Origin of the sequence: Devosia sp. SL43, assembly GCF_021729885.1 — a bacterium.
GTDB lineage: Bacteria > Pseudomonadota > Alphaproteobacteria > Rhizobiales > Devosiaceae > Devosia.
Genome location: NZ_CP063401.1, coordinates 4,192,311 through 4,208,052, shown reverse-complemented (window position 1 = coordinate 4,208,052; position 15,742 = coordinate 4,192,311). Strand labels below are relative to the sequence as shown.

Annotated in this window: 17 protein-coding genes; 9 read left to right on the top strand and 8 right to left on the bottom strand. The window is 62.8% G+C overall.

Going from position 1 to position 15,742, the window contains the following annotated elements; translation table 11 throughout:
* Positions 1-300 carry a CcdB family protein gene (locus IM737_RS20465; RefSeq protein WP_236897283.1) on the bottom strand — a complete coding sequence of 100 codons (300 nt, stop codon included), beginning with the start codon at positions 298-300 and terminating at the stop codon, positions 1-3.
* Positions 300-536 (bottom strand): type II toxin-antitoxin system CcdA family antitoxin, encoded by a 237-nt coding sequence (locus tag IM737_RS20460; protein ID WP_236897281.1) that lies wholly within the window; start codon positions 534-536, stop codon positions 300-302. The genes IM737_RS20465 and IM737_RS20460 overlap by 1 nt, the downstream gene beginning before the upstream one ends.
* A 129-nt stretch (positions 537-665) precedes the next feature.
* On the opposite strand from IM737_RS20460, the gene radA reads away from it, so the two are divergent.
* From radA to IM737_RS20435, 5 genes are all read left to right on the top strand, one after another.
* The gene (gene radA / locus IM737_RS20455) at positions 666-2,066 is read left to right on the top strand and encodes a DNA repair protein RadA (protein WP_236897278.1); all 1,401 of its coding nucleotides are present in this window, start codon (positions 666-668) and stop codon (positions 2,064-2,066) included.
* Positions 2,067-2,196: 130 nt separating this feature from the next.
* The gene (locus IM737_RS20450) at positions 2,197-2,838 is read left to right on the top strand and encodes a CvpA family protein (RefSeq protein ID WP_236897276.1); all 642 of its coding nucleotides are present in this window, start codon (positions 2,197-2,199) and stop codon (positions 2,836-2,838) included.
* A 169-nt stretch (positions 2,839-3,007) separates the two neighbouring features.
* Positions 3,008-4,498 carry an amidophosphoribosyltransferase gene (purF, locus tag IM737_RS20445; protein ID WP_442874155.1) on the top strand — a complete coding sequence of 497 codons (1,491 nt, stop codon included), beginning with the start codon at positions 3,008-3,010 and terminating at the stop codon, positions 4,496-4,498.
* Positions 4,498-5,247 (top strand): SDR family NAD(P)-dependent oxidoreductase, encoded by a 750-nt coding sequence (locus tag IM737_RS20440; RefSeq protein WP_236897272.1) that lies wholly within the window; start codon positions 4,498-4,500, stop codon positions 5,245-5,247. Before purF ends, IM737_RS20440 begins: the two co-directional genes overlap by 1 nt.
* A gap of 4 nt (positions 5,248-5,251) precedes the next feature.
* Positions 5,252-5,848 (top strand): GNAT family N-acetyltransferase, encoded by a 597-nt coding sequence (locus tag IM737_RS20435; protein WP_236897270.1) that lies wholly within the window; start codon positions 5,252-5,254, stop codon positions 5,846-5,848.
* A 39-nt stretch (positions 5,849-5,887) separates the two neighbouring features.
* Here the strand turns inward: IM737_RS20435 and IM737_RS20430 are convergent, their stop codons facing one another.
* The 3 genes from IM737_RS20430 to IM737_RS20420 all read right to left on the bottom strand — a co-directional run bounded on the left by IM737_RS20430 (position 5,888) and on the right by IM737_RS20420 (position 9,770).
* On the bottom strand, positions 5,888-7,150 hold the full coding sequence (locus IM737_RS20430) for a hemolysin family protein (RefSeq protein WP_236899983.1): 1,263 nt from the start codon (positions 7,148-7,150) through the stop codon (positions 5,888-5,890).
* Positions 7,151-7,438: 288 nt separating this feature from the next.
* Entirely contained in the window at positions 7,439-8,890 is a 1,452-nt protein-coding gene (gene der, locus IM737_RS20425; RefSeq protein ID WP_236897268.1) for a ribosome biogenesis GTPase Der, read from the bottom strand.
* Between the two features lie 34 nt (positions 8,891-8,924).
* Positions 8,925-9,770 carry a tetratricopeptide repeat protein gene (locus IM737_RS20420; protein WP_236897266.1) on the bottom strand — a complete coding sequence of 282 codons (846 nt, stop codon included), beginning with the start codon at positions 9,768-9,770 and terminating at the stop codon, positions 8,925-8,927.
* Positions 9,771-9,973: 203 nt separating this feature from the next.
* Between IM737_RS20420 and IM737_RS20415 the strand changes: the two genes are divergently transcribed.
* Together IM737_RS20415 and IM737_RS20410 are read left to right on the top strand one after the other, a co-directional pair.
* Entirely contained in the window at positions 9,974-10,393 is a 420-nt protein-coding gene (locus IM737_RS20415) for a L,D-transpeptidase (RefSeq protein ID WP_236897264.1), read from the top strand.
* 140 nt (positions 10,394-10,533) lie between these two features.
* Complete coding sequence (locus IM737_RS20410; protein WP_236897262.1) at positions 10,534-11,685, top strand: acyltransferase family protein; 1,152 nt, start codon at positions 10,534-10,536, stop codon at positions 11,683-11,685.
* Positions 11,686-11,773: 88 nt separating this feature from the next.
* Here IM737_RS20410 and IM737_RS20405 read toward each other — a convergent pair whose 3' ends face one another.
* From IM737_RS20405 to IM737_RS20395, 3 genes are all read right to left on the bottom strand, one after another.
* Entirely contained in the window at positions 11,774-12,877 is a 1,104-nt protein-coding gene (locus IM737_RS20405; protein ID WP_236897261.1) for a BMP family ABC transporter substrate-binding protein, read from the bottom strand.
* A 127-nt stretch (positions 12,878-13,004) separates the two neighbouring features.
* Complete coding sequence (locus tag IM737_RS20400; RefSeq protein WP_236897259.1) at positions 13,005-13,673, bottom strand: flavin reductase family protein; 669 nt, start codon at positions 13,671-13,673, stop codon at positions 13,005-13,007.
* Positions 13,670-14,410, bottom strand: a complete 741-nt coding sequence (locus tag IM737_RS20395) for a GntR family transcriptional regulator (protein ID WP_236897258.1) — start codon at positions 14,408-14,410, stop codon at positions 13,670-13,672. The genes IM737_RS20400 and IM737_RS20395 overlap by 4 nt, the downstream gene beginning before the upstream one ends.
* Positions 14,411-14,669: 259 nt before the next feature.
* Between IM737_RS20395 and IM737_RS20390 the strand changes: the two genes are divergently transcribed.
* Positions 14,670-14,819, top strand: coding sequence for a hypothetical protein (locus IM737_RS20390; RefSeq protein ID WP_236897256.1), 150 nt, complete (start codon positions 14,670-14,672; stop codon positions 14,817-14,819).
* Positions 14,816-15,739 carry a DUF1989 domain-containing protein gene (locus IM737_RS20385; protein ID WP_236897254.1) on the top strand — a complete coding sequence of 308 codons (924 nt, stop codon included), beginning with the start codon at positions 14,816-14,818 and terminating at the stop codon, positions 15,737-15,739. Before IM737_RS20390 ends, IM737_RS20385 begins: the two co-directional genes overlap by 4 nt.
* Positions 15,740-15,742 lie beyond the last annotated feature (3 nt).

The following is a 15,742-nucleotide window of genomic DNA, read 5'->3' as shown; positions in this document are numbered from 1 at the left end:
TCAGAAGCCGACGAATGCCATGTCCAGGGCGTTGGCGATTTCGGTGTCATGAGCGGCAAGGTTGGTTAGCGGGGCCCGCAATATGGCGCGGGGAACAGCTGCCATGAACTGCGTGACCATTACGCAGCGCTCAGCTTCGATCTCAAAGATCGGGTTTAGCCGCTGAGCAGCGGTGGGCGCCACGGCTTCGGGGATCAGCGGTACGACGATGCGGGTGTTCAGTGCGTCGAGCAGATTGGCCTGGACATCCAGCAGATACCCTTTGCCGTCAGGGTTGAGATAAACGTCGAAGCGCGCCATCAGAACTGCCGGAATCTATCGAGAGGCAAGCCATGCTCTTCGACCCAGCTGTTTGAGTCGGCGAGCGCCCGCGCATTGTCCCGCCGCCAGGCTTCGGCCTTCGCGTCGGCAATTGCGCGGCGAAGGCCAGCTTCCGCGGCTTGTGAGAGATTGACACCGAACGATCTGGCCTCGGTGAGAACGCCTTGATCCAAGGACAGGTTGGTCGGCTTCTTTGCGGCGGAACGCTCAGACATCGGCAACTCCATGACTATGCGCATTGTATATGCCCATGTTGATGTGCACAATCGGCGTCGTTCATTGTTTGTTCTTGCTTGATGTGGTCTCCTGCGGTAAGTGCAGGACAGCGTTAGATAGAGTTCCCGATGGCCAAATCCCGATCTTCGTTCGTCTGCCAGGCCTGCGGTGCCGTTACGTCGCGCTGGCAGGGGCGGTGTGATGCCTGCGGGGATTGGAACACCATTGTCGAGGAAATCACCGATTCAGGCGTCGGGGCCGGACCGAAATCGGCCAAGGCTGGGGGGCGGCCGGGCAATCTGGTGCCGCTGTCTGGCGAGACCGAGAGCGCGGCGCGCGTAGTGACGGGCATTGCCGAGCTGGACCGGGTGACAGGGGGCGGTTTCGTCATGGGCTCGGCACTGCTGGTTGGCGGCGATCCCGGCATCGGTAAATCCACGCTCTTGCTGCAGGCGGCGGCGGCCCTGGCCAATCGCGGCAAGCGCGTGGTCTACGTGTCGGGTGAAGAGGCGGTGGCCCAGGTGCGGCTGCGGGCGCAGCGGCTGGGCCTGGGTGAGTCGTCGGTGTTGCTGGCGGCGGAGACCAATGTCGAAATCATCCTGGCGACGCTGGAGAACGGCCCTGCCCCCGATCTTGTCATCATCGATTCGATCCAGACGCTATGGACGGACCGGGTGGACAGCGCGCCAGGCACGGTGACGCAGGTGCGGACCTCGGCACAGGCGCTGACGCGGTTTGCCAAGAAGAGTGGCGCGGCGGTTGTGCTGGTGGGGCATGTGACCAAGGACGGGCAGATTGCCGGGCCGCGCGTGGTCGAGCACATGGTGGACGCTGTGCTCTACTTCGAGGGCGACACCAGCCACACCTTCCGCATTTTGCGCGGCGTGAAGAACCGCTATGGCGCGACCGACGAGATCGGCGTGTTCGCCATGACCGAGTTGGGGCTGGAGCAGGTGGCCAATCCATCGGCGCTGTTCCTCGACCAGCGCGACGAGGGCGCGGCGGGTTCGGCGGTCTTTGCCGGCATGGAGGGGACGCGGCCCATCCTGATCGAAATCCAGGCGCTGGTGGCGCCCTCGCCGCTCGGTACGCCGCGACGGGCCGTGGTGGGCTGGGATTCGTCGCGGCTATCGATGGTGCTGGCGGTGCTGGAGACACGCTGCGGCGTGCGGATCGGGGCCAATGACATCTATCTCAACGTGGCGGGCGGACTGAAGATCAACGAGCCGGCGGCGGACCTGGCGGTTGCGGCGGCGCTGATATCCTCGCTGACCAGTTCGCCGTTGCCATCGGATGCGGTGTATTTCGGTGAAATCTCGCTGGCGGGCGGGGTGCGTCCGGTAGTGCATGGCGCGCTGCGACTGCGCGAGGCGCAGAAGCTGGGGTTCAAGTCGGTCTCGACCGGACGGCTGGCCAACGCGGATCGCAACAGCGGCATGGATGTGTCGGAATTCACGGCATTATCGGAGTTGGTGGGGCGGATCGCGGCCAATGGCAAGCCGCGCGAACCCGAGCGTGATGAGTGGTAGCGCCGCTACATGTTAACGGTTTCTGGGCAGATCGTGCCTTGATGCACCGGCAAGTCTTGGCAGCGCTGCGCAAAGTGGTTAAACGAAGCCCAATGCGGCCGGGGCGGCCAGTGGAGCTTAGCGAACAAATATGCTGACAGCGTTCGACGTTGGTGTTGGTGTGCTGGTGCTGATTTCAGCAATCCTGGCCACGGCGCGCGGGCTGACCCGCGAAGTCCTGTCGCTGGCGACCTGGGCGGGTTCGGCTGCGATCGCCATCTATATGTGGCAGTATCACCCCGAAATCGCGCGCGGCTTTATCGCCGAGCAGATCGTGGCTGACATCGCCACGGTGGTGCTGAGCTTCATCGTGGCACTGATCGTGCTGCATCTGCTGACCATGCGCATCGCCGATTTCGTGGTCGACAGCCGCATCGGGCCGATCGACCGGACGCTGGGCTTCGTATTCGGCGTGCTGCGAGGCATCCTGATCGCCATCGTCATCACCATTTTCGGCACCTGGCTGCTGCCCAACAACCTGCCGCCATGGGCCGCTGAATCGCAGTCGCTGCCGCACCTGCAGAATATGGGCAACACGCTGATCTCGATGCTTCCAGAGGGGCTGGAGGAGCAGGTTACCGAGATTCTCAAGGGTGGCACGGGCCTGACCGAAGAGGATCCGAATGCGCCGGCCGTCCCGGTCGAAGAGGGCACGGACGAAACCGAGAACGGCACTGTTGACCCGACTGCGCCCGCTACGCCGGCAGTCCCTGCGCCAGCGACCAACACCTGATCCCGTTGGCGAGCGCGCGGCGCCCGCCACAACCCTGACAGCCGCGTGAGGCAATGGTCGGGACGACGAAAATGGGCTATTGCAGGGGTCAACAACCCCATCTTTGGCCCGACCGCCTTTGGCGGTACGCACATTCTGCGGTTGAGGCAGTATTGGCATGGAGAGCCCGGTGAACCATCCGAGCGACGACTCATTCGATCTCGAAAGCGACACGCTGCATGAAGAGTGCGGCGTGTTTGGCATTTTGGGGCACAGTGATGCATCGACGCTGACGGCGCTCGGCCTGCATGCGCTGCAGCATCGCGGCCAGGAAGCGGCAGGCATCGTCAGCTTCGATGGCAGGCAGTTTTATACCGAAAAGCGCATGGGCCTGGTGGGCGACCACTATACCGACCCGGCCCTGCTGGCCCGCCTGCCCGGCTCGATCGCCATCGGCCATACTCGCTATTCGACGACCGGCGAAGTGGCCTTGCGCAATGTGCAGCCGCTGTTCGCCGAACTCGAGGCCGGCGGCATTGCAATTGCCCATAATGGCAACTTCACCAATGGGCTGACGCTGCGCCGGCAGATCATTGCCACCGGCGCGATCTGCCAGTCGACTTCGGACACCGAAGTTGTGCTGCATCTGATCGCGCGCTCACGTCACTCATCCAGCACCGATCGCTTCATCGACGCCATTCGCCAGATGGAAGGCGGTTACGCCATGCTGGCGATGACGCGCACCAAGCTGATCGCGGCGCGCGACCCCATCGGCATTCGCCCACTGGTGATGGGCGAACTCGACGGCAAGCCGATCTTCTGCTCGGAGACCTGTGCGCTCGACATTATCGGCGCCAAGTACATTCGCGACGTCGAGAATGGCGAAGTCATCATCTGCGAATTGCAGCCCGATGGCTCGATCAGTATCGAGGAACGCAAGCCGGCCCGCCCGGAGCCCGAGCGCCCCTGCCTGTTCGAGTATGTCTATTTCGCCCGCCCGGATTCGGTCGTGGCCGGCCGCAGCGTCTATGGCGCGCGCAAGCGCATGGGGTTCAACCTCGCCAAGGAAGCGCCAGTGGAAGCCGATGTCGTGGTGCCGGTGCCCGATGGCGGGACGCCGGCGGCCATCGGTTTCGCGCAGGCCAGCGGCATTCCGTTTGAGCTGGGCATCATCCGCAACCACTATGTGGGCCGTACCTTCATCGAACCGACGCAGTCGATCCGTGCCTTTGGCGTGCGGCTCAAGCACTCGGCCAACCGGCATGAGATTGCCGGCAAGCGCGTGGTTCTGGTCGACGATTCGATTGTGCGTGGCACGACTTCGCTCAAGATCGTCCAGATGATCCGCGACGCCGGCGCCACCGAGGTGCATATCCGCGTCGCCAGCCCGATGATCTACTATTCGGACTATTACGGCATCGACACGCCGGACCCGGAAAAGCTGCTGGCTAACCAGTATCGCGACCTCGAATCGATGTGCCGGTTCATCGGCGCGGATTCGCTGGCATTCCTGTCGATCGACGGGCTCTATGACGCCGTGGGTGGCGAGAAGCGCAACAACGCGGCGCCGCAATTCACCGATCACTATTTCACGGGCGACTATCCGACGCAGTTGACCGATCTCAATGGCCGGACCAAGAACGAGCCGAAGAAGATCGCCCTGCTCAAGGAAGCCGGTTAATGGCTGGAACAAAGGTTGCCGCCGGACAGGATCTGGCAGGCAAAGTCGTCCTCGTAACCGGCGCATCGCGCGGTATCGGCTATGCAGCATCGCTGGAAGCGGCGCGGCGAGGGGCCCATGTGGTGGCCGTGGCGCGCACTGTAGGCGGGCTTGAAGAACTGGACGACGAAATCCAGGACCTCGGATCGGCGTCGACGCTGGTGCCGCTCGACCTGCGCGATGGCGACGCCATCGACCGGCTGGGTGCGGCCATTTTCGAGCGCTGGGGCGCGCTTGACGGGCTGATCGCCAATGCAGGCCAACTCGGCGTACTGAGCCCCCTGCCCCATGTGAAGCCGGAAGATTTCGACAAGGTGATCGCCGTCAACGTGACGGCCAATTACCGTCTGCTGCGCTCGACGGACCTGCTGCTGCGACAGTCGGTGGCGGGTCGGGCAGTGTTCGTATCGTCATCGTCGGCCAAGTCGGCGCGGCCGTTCTGGGGGCTCTATGCCGCCAGCAAGGCGGCGGTGGATGCGATGGCCAAGTCCTATGCCGGGGAAGTGGCGCAGACCAAGGTCAAGGTCAACGTGTTCTATCCCGGCGCTGTGCGCACCGCGATGCGGGCCAAGGCCATGCCGGGCGAGGATCCGGACACGCTGCCCAAGCCGTCCGATATCGCGCCCAAGCTGGTCGATATGGTCAGCCCCTCGCTCAAGGAAACCGGCAAGCTGTTCGATGCGGCGACCGGCACGTTCAGCGATATCTGACGCCATGGTGACGCTTCGCGCCTATCGGCCGGACGACCTCGATGCGCTTTATGACATTTGCCTTGTCACCGGCGACGGGGGCAAAGATGCAAGTGCACTGCACAATGACGGCAAGCTGATCGGTCACATCTATGCGGCGCCCTATGGGGTGGTCGAGCCCGATCAGGCGATCGTGGCCGAGGATGACGAGGGCGTCGCCGGCTATATTGTCGGCACGTATGACACTGACGCGTTTGCCAGCAAGCTCGAGCACGAATGGTGGCCGGCTTTGCGCCAGCAATATTCGGACCCCGCGCTTGACCTGACCGAAGCGGATCGGCAGCGCGTGGCCGCAATCATGCGGCCATCGGCCAATCCGGCCGAGCTAGTGGCGGCATATCCGGCGCATGTTCATATGAACCTGCGGTCGCGACTGCGCGGCCAGGGCGTCGGCATGGCGCTGCTCAAACGATGGGTTGAGCAGGCGCGTGACGCAGGTGTGACAGGTATTCACCTTGGTGCCAGCGCGAGCAATTCCGGCGGGATTGCGTTCTGGCAAAAGGGTGGGTTCATGCCCCTGGCGCAGAATGAGCGGACGGCCTGGTTCGGGATGAAGCTCTGAGGAGAGTGCCACGCCCGTATGGCGTGGCAACACGTTGCCTTAGTCCAGTTTGCTCATCAGGATCTTGTCGATGCGGCGGCCGTCGAGGTCCATGATCTCGAATTTCCAGCCATTGTGCTCGAAGGTCTCGCCGACATTGGGCAGGCGGTTGATGACCGACAGAACGTAGCCGGCAACCGTCTCGTATTTGGCATCGCGGGGGATGGCGAGCTTGAGCTTGTCGCCAAACTCGTCGACCGGCATCCAGCCGGCGACCAGCCAGGAACCGTCCTCGCGCTTGACGAGGGCCGGATCGTCACCGGTTTCTTCCTGGAAGACGCCAGTGATGACTTCGAGGATGTCGCCTGACGTAACGATGCCTTCGAAGTGGCCGTATTCGTCGACCACCAGCGCCATGTGGACGGTGGAATTGCGGATGGCCCGCACCACGTCCAGGGCGTCGGCGTGGTCCATGACCACGGGCACCGGCTGCACAAACTTGCGAACATCGAGCGGCAGGCCATTGGCGAAGACGCCGATAATGTCCTTGATGGCGACAACGCCGATGATGGAATCCGCGTCACCGTCCTGCACCAGCAGACGCGAGCGGTGTGTATCCAGGATCGTCCGACGGATTTCGTCGCCCTCGTCGCTGAGATCGATGACGTCGACATCAAGACGTGGGGTCATCAGGCCGCGTGCGGAGCGATCGGCGAGGCGCATGACACCCGAGATCATCGAATGCTCGTCGCTCTCGATCACGCCGGCGGTCGTAGCCTCGGCGATGATGGTCTTGACCTCTTCCTCGGTGACTTTCTCGTCGGACTCGCCGGCCTGGCCGAGCAAAGCCAGCACGGCCTTGCCGGAAATGTCGAGTATCCAGACGATGGGCGAACCGATGGAGGCAACCAGCTTCATGGCCGGCGCGACGCGGGCTGCGACGCCTTCGGCATCGCGCAACGCAATCTGCTTGGGCACAAGCTCGCCCAGAATCAGCGAGATGTAGGTGATGAGCACCACGACGACGCCGACGCCGAGCACGTCAGCAATGTTGTTGGCCACACCGACCGATTCGAGCCAGGTGGTGAGGCGCAGGCCGAGGGTGGCGCCGGAAAAGGCGCCCGATAGAATGCCGACCAGCGTGATGCCGATCTGCACGGAAGACAGGAATTTGCCTGGATCTTCGGCCAGCTTTATGGCGGTGGCGGCGCCCTTGTTGCCCTGGTCAGCCATGCCGCGCAGGCGAGCGGGACGGGCGGAAACGACTGCCAGCTCCGACATTGCCAACAGGCCGTTGACGATGGTCAGAACGACGACGATCAATATTTCTGCGTACAAGGTGTTTTCATGGGATGCGGCCCCGCAATCAGCATCGGGTCGCTTCGACGGGGACAATATAGGGGCAAAGGGATTGGTTGCGCTATGGGTGCGGGGAATTTGTCGCGGGAAAGGTCGACTGGCAACAAGACCCGCAGTCGTCACCCTCGGACTTGACCCGATCGGCACTCTGCTTCGCTGATCGCTCGGCAAGTACAGTGCCCTCGGGTCAGGCCCGAGGGTGACGGCCGGTGGGTGGCAAGGGGGCAGCAGGGACTATCTCCGCTACGCCTATCACCCCATCTTGCGCTTGGACTTGTCGTTATACGGGTTTTCGCTGCCGCCGCGGACCCAGAGACGGATGGGCGTACCGGTGATCTTGAAGGCTTCGCGCAGGCCGTTGACCAGGTAGCGCTGGTAGGACATGGGCAGCACATCGGGGCGCGAGGCGAAGAGAATGAAGCTGGGTGGCCGTGTCTTGGCCTGCGTCATATAGCGCAGCTTGAGGCGGCGGCCCGAGACGGCCGGTGGCGGATGACCATCGACCATGCCGGAGAGCCAACGATTGAGGCGCGCTGTGGAGACGTGGGCGTTCCAGGTGCGCTCGATAGCGAAGATGGCGTCCATCAGCTTGTCGATGTTCTTGCCGGTGAGGCCGGAGAGGGTGACCAGCGGCACGCCGCGCAGCTGCGGCAGCAGGCGCTCGCATTCCTCGCGGAGGATCTTGAGGGCTTCGTTCTTGTCCTCGATGAGGTCCCACTTGTTGAGGGCGATGACCAGCGCCCTGCCCTCGCGCTCGACCAGGTCGGCCAGCGCCAGATCCTGCTTTTCGAACGGGATGGTGGCATCGAGCATGAGCACGACGACCTCGGCATACTGTATGGAGCGCAGGCTATCGCCGACCGCGAGCTTCTCCAGCTTTTCGGTAACGCGCGAGCGTTTGCGGATGCCGGCGGTGTCGACCAGGTTGATGACGCGGCCTTCCCATTCCCAGGGAACGAGGATGGAATCGCGGGTAATGCCAGCCTCGGGACCGACCAGCACACGCTCTTCGCCGACCATACGATTGATCAGGGTCGACTTGCCGGCATTGGGACGGCCAACGATGGCGACGTTGAGGTAGCGCTTGGGGTTCCAGCGCAGGGTGGCTTCATCGCCCTCGCCTTCGAGCATGTCCGGGGTGATGTCGACATCGACTTCGGGCAGCGCGTCGAGATCGGCGATTTCCTCGACGGTCTTTTCGGCCTCGGCCTTGTCGATGGCGGCAGACACGATGGAATAGAGCTCGGAAAGGCCGAGGCCATGTTCGGCCGAAAGCGCAATGGCTTCGCCGAAGCCGAGCTTGAAGGCTTCCACGAGACCGGCCTCGGCGGCACCGCTTTCGGCCTTGTTGCCAACGAGATGAACATCCTTGCCGGCCTTGCGCAGCACCTGGGCGAAGCGCTGGTCGAGCGGGACGACGCCGGCACGGGCATCGATCATGAACAGGATGACGTCGGCTTCCTTGATGGCCAGCTCGGTCTGCTGGCGCATGCGGTCTTCGAGGCTGCCATCGGTGACGTCTTCGTAGCCGGCAGTATCGAGAATGCGGAAGGTCAGGTCGGCGATGCGGCCCTCGGCTTCGCGGCGGTCGCGGGTAACGCCGGGCGTATCGTCGACCAGCGCGATCTTGCGACCGACAAGGCGGTTGAAGAGCGTGGATTTGCCGACATTGGGACGACCGACAATGGCTACGGTGACGGTCATGCGTGTTCCGATCAGGCAGGCGTTTGCCAGCCGCTTATTGTGCGGCCGGCTGGGTTTCGGTGGTGGCGGCGGGAGCGTCCGTCGCGGGCGTTTCAGCGGCCGGAGCAGCATCCGTGGCGGGGGCAACCTCGGTCGCCGGCGCAGGCTCTGCGGCGGGAGCCTCGTCGCCGCCGACGATTTCGTCGATGGCGGTTGCGGCGGCTTCAGCGGGCGCTTCGGGCGCGACGGCGCCTTCGGCCAGCAGCTGCGCGAGGTAGTAGCCCATGCGATTGCGCACGGAGTTCTGCACCAGCGGGTCGTTGAGCACGGCCTCAAAGCTCGCCTGGGCAGCGGCGAAGTCGCCGGCCTTGTATTGAGCCAGGCCGAGCGCTTCGCGTGCAGCGTTGCGCAGCGGGTTGCCGTCGATGGCGACGCTGCCGACGCGGGAATCGACATCTGCCAGGGTGCCGGCATCGACCATCAGCGTGCCGCCAAGGACCAGCGCCAGTTCGCGCAGGCGGATATTGGACAGGCTGTTGGCCAGCGCATCGTAGGCGGCGACGGCTTCGGTCACCTTGCCTTCCTTGGCCAGGACGCCAGCCTTGCGGAACTGGGCCAGGACGGGGTAGCTGCCGCTGCCATTGACCTCTAGGGCCGACAGCTGGTTCTGCGCCGAGGCGAGATCACCGCCATCAATGGCGTCGAAGGCCGCGTAGAGCTCATCGGACGACTGGGCGGCGTTGTTGGAATGGTACCAGGTCCAGCCTTCGTTGACCGCGACGGCCAACACGACGAGCACGGCTGCGCCAATAACGAAGGGCGCAAAGCGACGCCACAGAGCGCGCATGCGATCGCTGCGCAGCTCCTCGTCGACTTCGCGGAAAATATTGTCCTGGGACATGGCATGCCTAAAGGTCGGAACGGAATTGGGCGCACGTTTAGCACGCTGCCCGGGGAATGCAAATTGATGTGCGCGGCGCGAGCAGACCGTCACTCAAAATGCGGCCTTACGGCGAATTAATGTTGTTTTCCAAACAAACTCGTCGACGACACAAGCAAGGACTATGATGACATTTCAGATCCAAGCATTCATGGGGGCGTTACTTGGTTCGCTTTGTTCTTGTGGTTATCGGTTTCTTGTTGCTGGCCTACCCGGCTAGTGCTGCGAGTGTGTCGATCGTGGTCGACCTTTCCGAGCAGACGATGGTCGTCAAGGTCAATGGCGCGACGCAATATCAGTGGGATGTGTCGAGCGGCAAGCGTGGCTATCGTACGCCGACCGGCACGTGGGGTCCGATCCGCATGCATCGCGAATACTATTCGCAGAAGTATGATGGCGCGCCGATGCCCTACTCGATCTTCTTCTATGGCGGCTATGCCATCCATGGCACCAGCCATGTGAACGCCCTCGGCAGCCCGGCCTCGCATGGCTGCGTACGGCTGCAAACGAGCAATGCCAAGCTGCTGTACAACCTGGTGCGCGAGTATGGCGCGGACAATACCAGTATCCGGATCAAAAGCTGACCGGGGAATCAAAGGCTGACCGGGACTCCGGTCCCGCGCCGCTTGGCTAAAGCTTTACCTATTAACGCTAGGGTAAGGATGGCCTCCGCACTGGAGGCCACAGGCGCTATGTTCCGGGCGCGGACATCAGAGTGCACAGCATGACCAAAGGCCGGGTCGAAACCATCGACGTCTTTCGAGGCATCGCCATCCTGCTGGTGGTGCTGTTCCATTTCACGGCACGGCTGCCGGCCTATTCGCTGAACATCACCGAAGGCGCGCCGCTGCCGGTGTTCTTCGGCTGGGTAGGCGTCTATTTCTTTTTCATCATCTCGGGCTACTGCATCTTCATGACGCTGGAGCGTTCCGCGACGGTCGGGGTATTCCTGGCGCGGCGCTTCTCGCGCATCTATCCGGCCTTTTTCGCCGCCGTGCTGCTGCTGTTCGCCTTCAGCCTCGTCGCCTATATTCCCAGTGTGCCCGAGGCCAAGTTCCACGTCGTGGCTGCCGGGCCGGTCGATGTGGTGATGAACCTGTTCTTTGTCGGCGAGATCGGCGAATGGGTCGATGGCTCGTTCTGGTCGATCGCGGTGGAGGTCAAGTTCTATGTGCTGGTGGCGATCCTGGCGGGTGTGTTCACCGATCCGCTGCGCTTTACCAAGGTTTTCGCCTGGCTAGGCATCATCATGGCGCCCATCTGGGCCGCCTCGACGCTGATCTCGGGCTCAGGCCCGATCACGCCGCAATCGATGCTCAAATTCCTCGCCATCGCCCCCTATCTCAGCTTCTTCGCGGTGGGCATTCTGGGGCGACAAATGCAGAATGGCGTCAGCGGTTTGCGCGGACTGATGCTGGTCAACCTAGTGCTATCGACTGCGGTCGTCGGCATCGAGGCCTATTCGTTCGAGAACCACGATGGGTTGGTTGTCGCTGTCATCTGCGCCCTCGCCTATTTGCTACTGGCGCTGTTGTTCCTGCGCTTCGCGTCGGGCCGATCAATCCCGCACATTTCAGGCGTGTCTCCGGCGATCGCCAACGTCGGTCTGCTGAGCTTCTCGTGGTACCTGATCCACGAGAATATCGGCATCAGCTTCCTCGCCAATTTCGATCGCTTCCTGCCGGCCTGGTTGAGCCTGATCGTGGTGATGGCATCGACATTCTGCATCGCCATCGTCTTCTCCAACCTCGTCGAACACCGCTTCCGCAAGCCAGTAGAGAAGACCGCCATGGCGGTACTCGACTGGGTTGGCAGCAAGGTGCGTGGGCTCGGGGCGCTGCGCACCACGGCACCGGTTGCGGCACCGGCCGAGTAGTCAGCCGGGCTGGGGCCAGCATTCCCCAGCCGGTGGAAGCGGACGCTTGGGTGGTACCGTCGGCCGGAGCCGACGGCACCACCTCCGGTCAGGTGATCGAGCCGACGACGCCTTCGACGAGATAGTCGGTGCCCCAGAGGGCGCCGTCATAGAGGCCCAGTGTGCCTTCGATGACCACCTTGCCGGTATTGTCCTTGATCGGGCCAACGAAGATCGGCGCGCCACCCTTGGTTTCGGCAATGGCGGCGGTGGCGGCGGCGATGGCCGCCTCGGTGGCGCCGGCGCCGAAGGCGGTCGAGGACACCATGTTCTTGTCGTAGCCACCTTCATTGACATTGGGCAGCGGCTGGCCGGCGGCGATCAGGCCGGCATATTCGGTATAGACCGTGCCCCAGTTGAGCTCGGCGCCGGTGATGAAGCCCTTGGGCGCCAAATCGGCCTGGCTGGCGTTGTGGCCACAGGTCTTGACGCCGCGACCCTCGGCCGTCTCGACCACCACTTTGGGACTGTCGACATGGCAGGCGATGACGTCGCAGCCGGCGTCGATCAGGGCGTTGGTGGCCTCGGCCTCGCGCACCGGCAGGCTCCACTCGCCGGTGATGATCAGCCGCACCTCGGCCGCAGGATTGACCCTTTTTACACCGATGGTGAAGGCGTTGACGTTGCGCAACACCAGCGCGATCGGCTTGGCAGCGATGAAGCCGATCTTGTTAGACGTGGTCGAGAGGCCGGCCGCGACGCCATTCACATAGTGCGCCTGGTCGAGATAGCAGAAGTAGCCTCCCAGATTGGTCGGGTGGGTCTCGGCATTCCACAGCGAGGTCGGATGACGAAACTGGACGTCCGGGTATTTCTTGGCGGCTTCGACCATGAAGGGATCGAAATAGCCGAAGGAGGTCGGGAACAGCAGGCTGGCACCGTCCAGGTTGATCATCGATTCCATCGACTGAGCGACGGCATCGGTCTCGGGCACGTTCTCTTCTTCGACCACAGTGACATCGGGCAGTGCCTTGAGGGCGGCGGCGCCCACCGCATGGGCCTGGTTCCAGCCGAAATCGCCCTTGGGGCCGACATAGATCATGCCGATGGTGAGCGGGCTTTGCGCCTGGACGCGCAGGCCACTGCCCAACAGCAGCGTGGTGGCGGCAGCGCCACCAAGGAAGGTCCGGCGAGAGAGAGACAGTCTGGACATGGTTGCACCCCTTTTGTCCGTGCCCGCCATTCGGGCACACGATTGCGGTTTGGGCATCGCATGGCGAAACCCCATTGAGGCGGCGTCCGCGGACGCCGCATTGGCATGACGGCAGTGGTCGGGCGGCTTAGCCCGTCGTCTCGGGCAGGAGCACGTCGCGTTTGCGCCCCTCCCATTCCTCGACGCTCAAAGTCTTGATGTCGAACTGGTCGCGCGTTCGCGCATAGCTGTGCCCGCCCATCCGACCGATGGCATCCATGCCCATCTGATCGACATGCAGGTTTTGGGGATCGACGAGGTCTGCCCGGATATGAATGCCCAGCACTTCCCCGAGAATAATTTCGCGGGCCTTGCCCACCTCCAGCGTCATATAGCGCCGGCATTCGAGCGCCGCAGGCGCCGAGATGATGCGCGGGCTTTTGACCGCCAGTCCAGGCACAGTTTCGAGGCCGGCCTCCGCCAGTTCGTCGACATCGGGGCCGAATTTGATCGCACAGATCTCCATCTGCGCCGCCAGCGCGTCGTCAACGATGTGGACCGTAAACTCCTCGGTATCGCGGATATTGCGCGACGTATCCTTCATCCGCCCGTCGTCATAATTTTCGACGCCGATGGCCACGATCGCAGGGTCATGGGTCAGCACATTGAAGAAGCTGAACGGCCCGGCATTGCGGCGACCGTCTTTGCTCAACGTGGTGATAAAGGCGATCGGCCGCGGGATCACAGTGCCAATCAACAGCTTATAGCGCTGCCTGGCGTTCAGGTCGGCAAAGTCGAAATGGGTGTGCTGGTTCATTTGCCGCGTGCCTTGCGGATCAGCGGGACGGCACTATCGCGGGCCGAGATCGCGCCGGCGTATCGCGCCAGGACATCGCCAAGCGCTGGCCGGTTGTCGTCCTCATTGCCGGTGATGGCGCGGCTTTCCACCTCGCCCATGTGATGATCCATGATCGCCACGGCCCTTTCGGCATCGCCTGAACGCAACGCCGCGATGATCTCGGCATGCTCGTCAGCGCCACCATCATGCAGGTGTGGCCGGCCGAATACGGCCAGGATCAGGGAGCATCGCGTTACCAGCTCGGCCATGTATTTCGCGATCAGCGCATTGCCGCTGAGCTTGGCCAGGCGAATGTGGAATTCGCCGGCCAGCCGGCCCCAGACATGTTCCTCGCCACGCTCACGCGCTGCATCCTCCTCGCGCACCAGCCCTTCGAGCTCGGCGCCAAAGGCGGGCTTCCAACGCTTGATGACCAGCCGGACCACTTCGGCTTCGAGGGTACGGCGCACCTCGAACACATCGCGCGCCTCGGCCAGGGTCGGCAGAGCAACCGTCGCGGTGCGCTTGGGTCGGGCATCCACGAGGCCCTCAGCCTGCAAGCGCGCCAAGACTGCGCGGACCAGCGTACGGCTCATGGAAAAATGTGCGCCGATCTCGTCCTCGGGCAGCTTGGTGCCAGGCTGCAGGGCGCGCTCCAGGATGGCCTGCTTCAGCGCTTCATGGGCAATTTCGATGCGAGGGGACGGTCTGGTCATGTGAACTCCCGGCGTAGGTCAATTCACGCATACCTACGGTTAGATAACAAGTATCCATGATTTTGGATCGCGCTTTGAAATCGTCGGTAAGGTTGGAGCGCTAAGACGCTACAAAACCTGAAGTTTTGTCGCGATGGAGATCAGAATCGGCCGAAAAGGCACCCTTTGCAAGGCAGCCATGCATTTTTGGAACACGGAATGCGCCTTGCCTGTATCCCTTAATTGTATACTTATTTGCGAGAGCAAAGTGGAGGCCAGGATGGCGCGGACAATCACCCTCATGCTGAACCAACAGCAGCTGGCGCTACTGGATCGCACCATAGCACAAGGTGCGGCACCCGATCGGGTGGCGCTCATTCGCAGGGCCATCCGCGAACAAGCCGCAAAAACGTATACGGTGGCAAAATGAGAACCATCATCTCGGAGCTTGTTCTCGAGCCAGGCACCGGCAAGGCCATCGAACTGCTGGCCGGCCAGATCCTGCGTATCGAGCAGGTCGAGGGTGGGCAATGCGTCGATTTCAACGCCTTCAACCTGCATGACTACAAGGAGTTCATGCATTGCGGGCGGACTCGCACCGTGCACGGCTTCAACCCTAGCCAGGGTACGTTCCTGTGGTCGCAGCCGCCGCGCGAGCGGGCCATGCTCTACATTCTCGAAGACACGTACGGACGCAACGACGTGCTGTTCCCGCGCTGCTCGGCCTATCTCTACGAAAGCGCCTATGGCTTCGATGCGCATACCAACTGCCACGACATCCAGTCCGAGGCGCAGCGCGAGTATGGGCTGACCCCGGATGACGTGCATGACAGCTTCAATTTCTTCATGAATACCGAGGTCACCCTGGAGGGCCGGGCCTCGATCACAAGGCAGACCAGCAAGGCCGGCGACTATGTCGACCTGCTGGCGCTGGTGGACGTATTGGCCGTGCCCAATGTCTGCGGCGCCGACATCATGCGCACGTCAAATTTCGGGTTGAAGCCGATCAAAATGACTATCTTCGAGGCCACGGCGGACGACATGGCAGCGGTTCCCAGGACGCCGGTGCTCAAGAGCCAGCGCACGCCCGCCGATTTCCGCCAGCCCAATATCAAGGCCGACCGCGAACTGCGCCGCGATACCGCTTATCGTCCCGAATTCACCAACGTGCCCATCGTTCGCCAGCCCGTGGCTGTGGAGTTGACCGATGACGAGGCGGCACTGTTCGATGCGGTCAAGCTCCCCCAATATGGCGACGATGACGCCCAGGCCTTGCGCGACCTGGTCTTCACCTGGTGGGAAGAGCGCTATCTCGCCGCCGCCAGTGGCGCCCCGGCCATCGGGGATTGAACG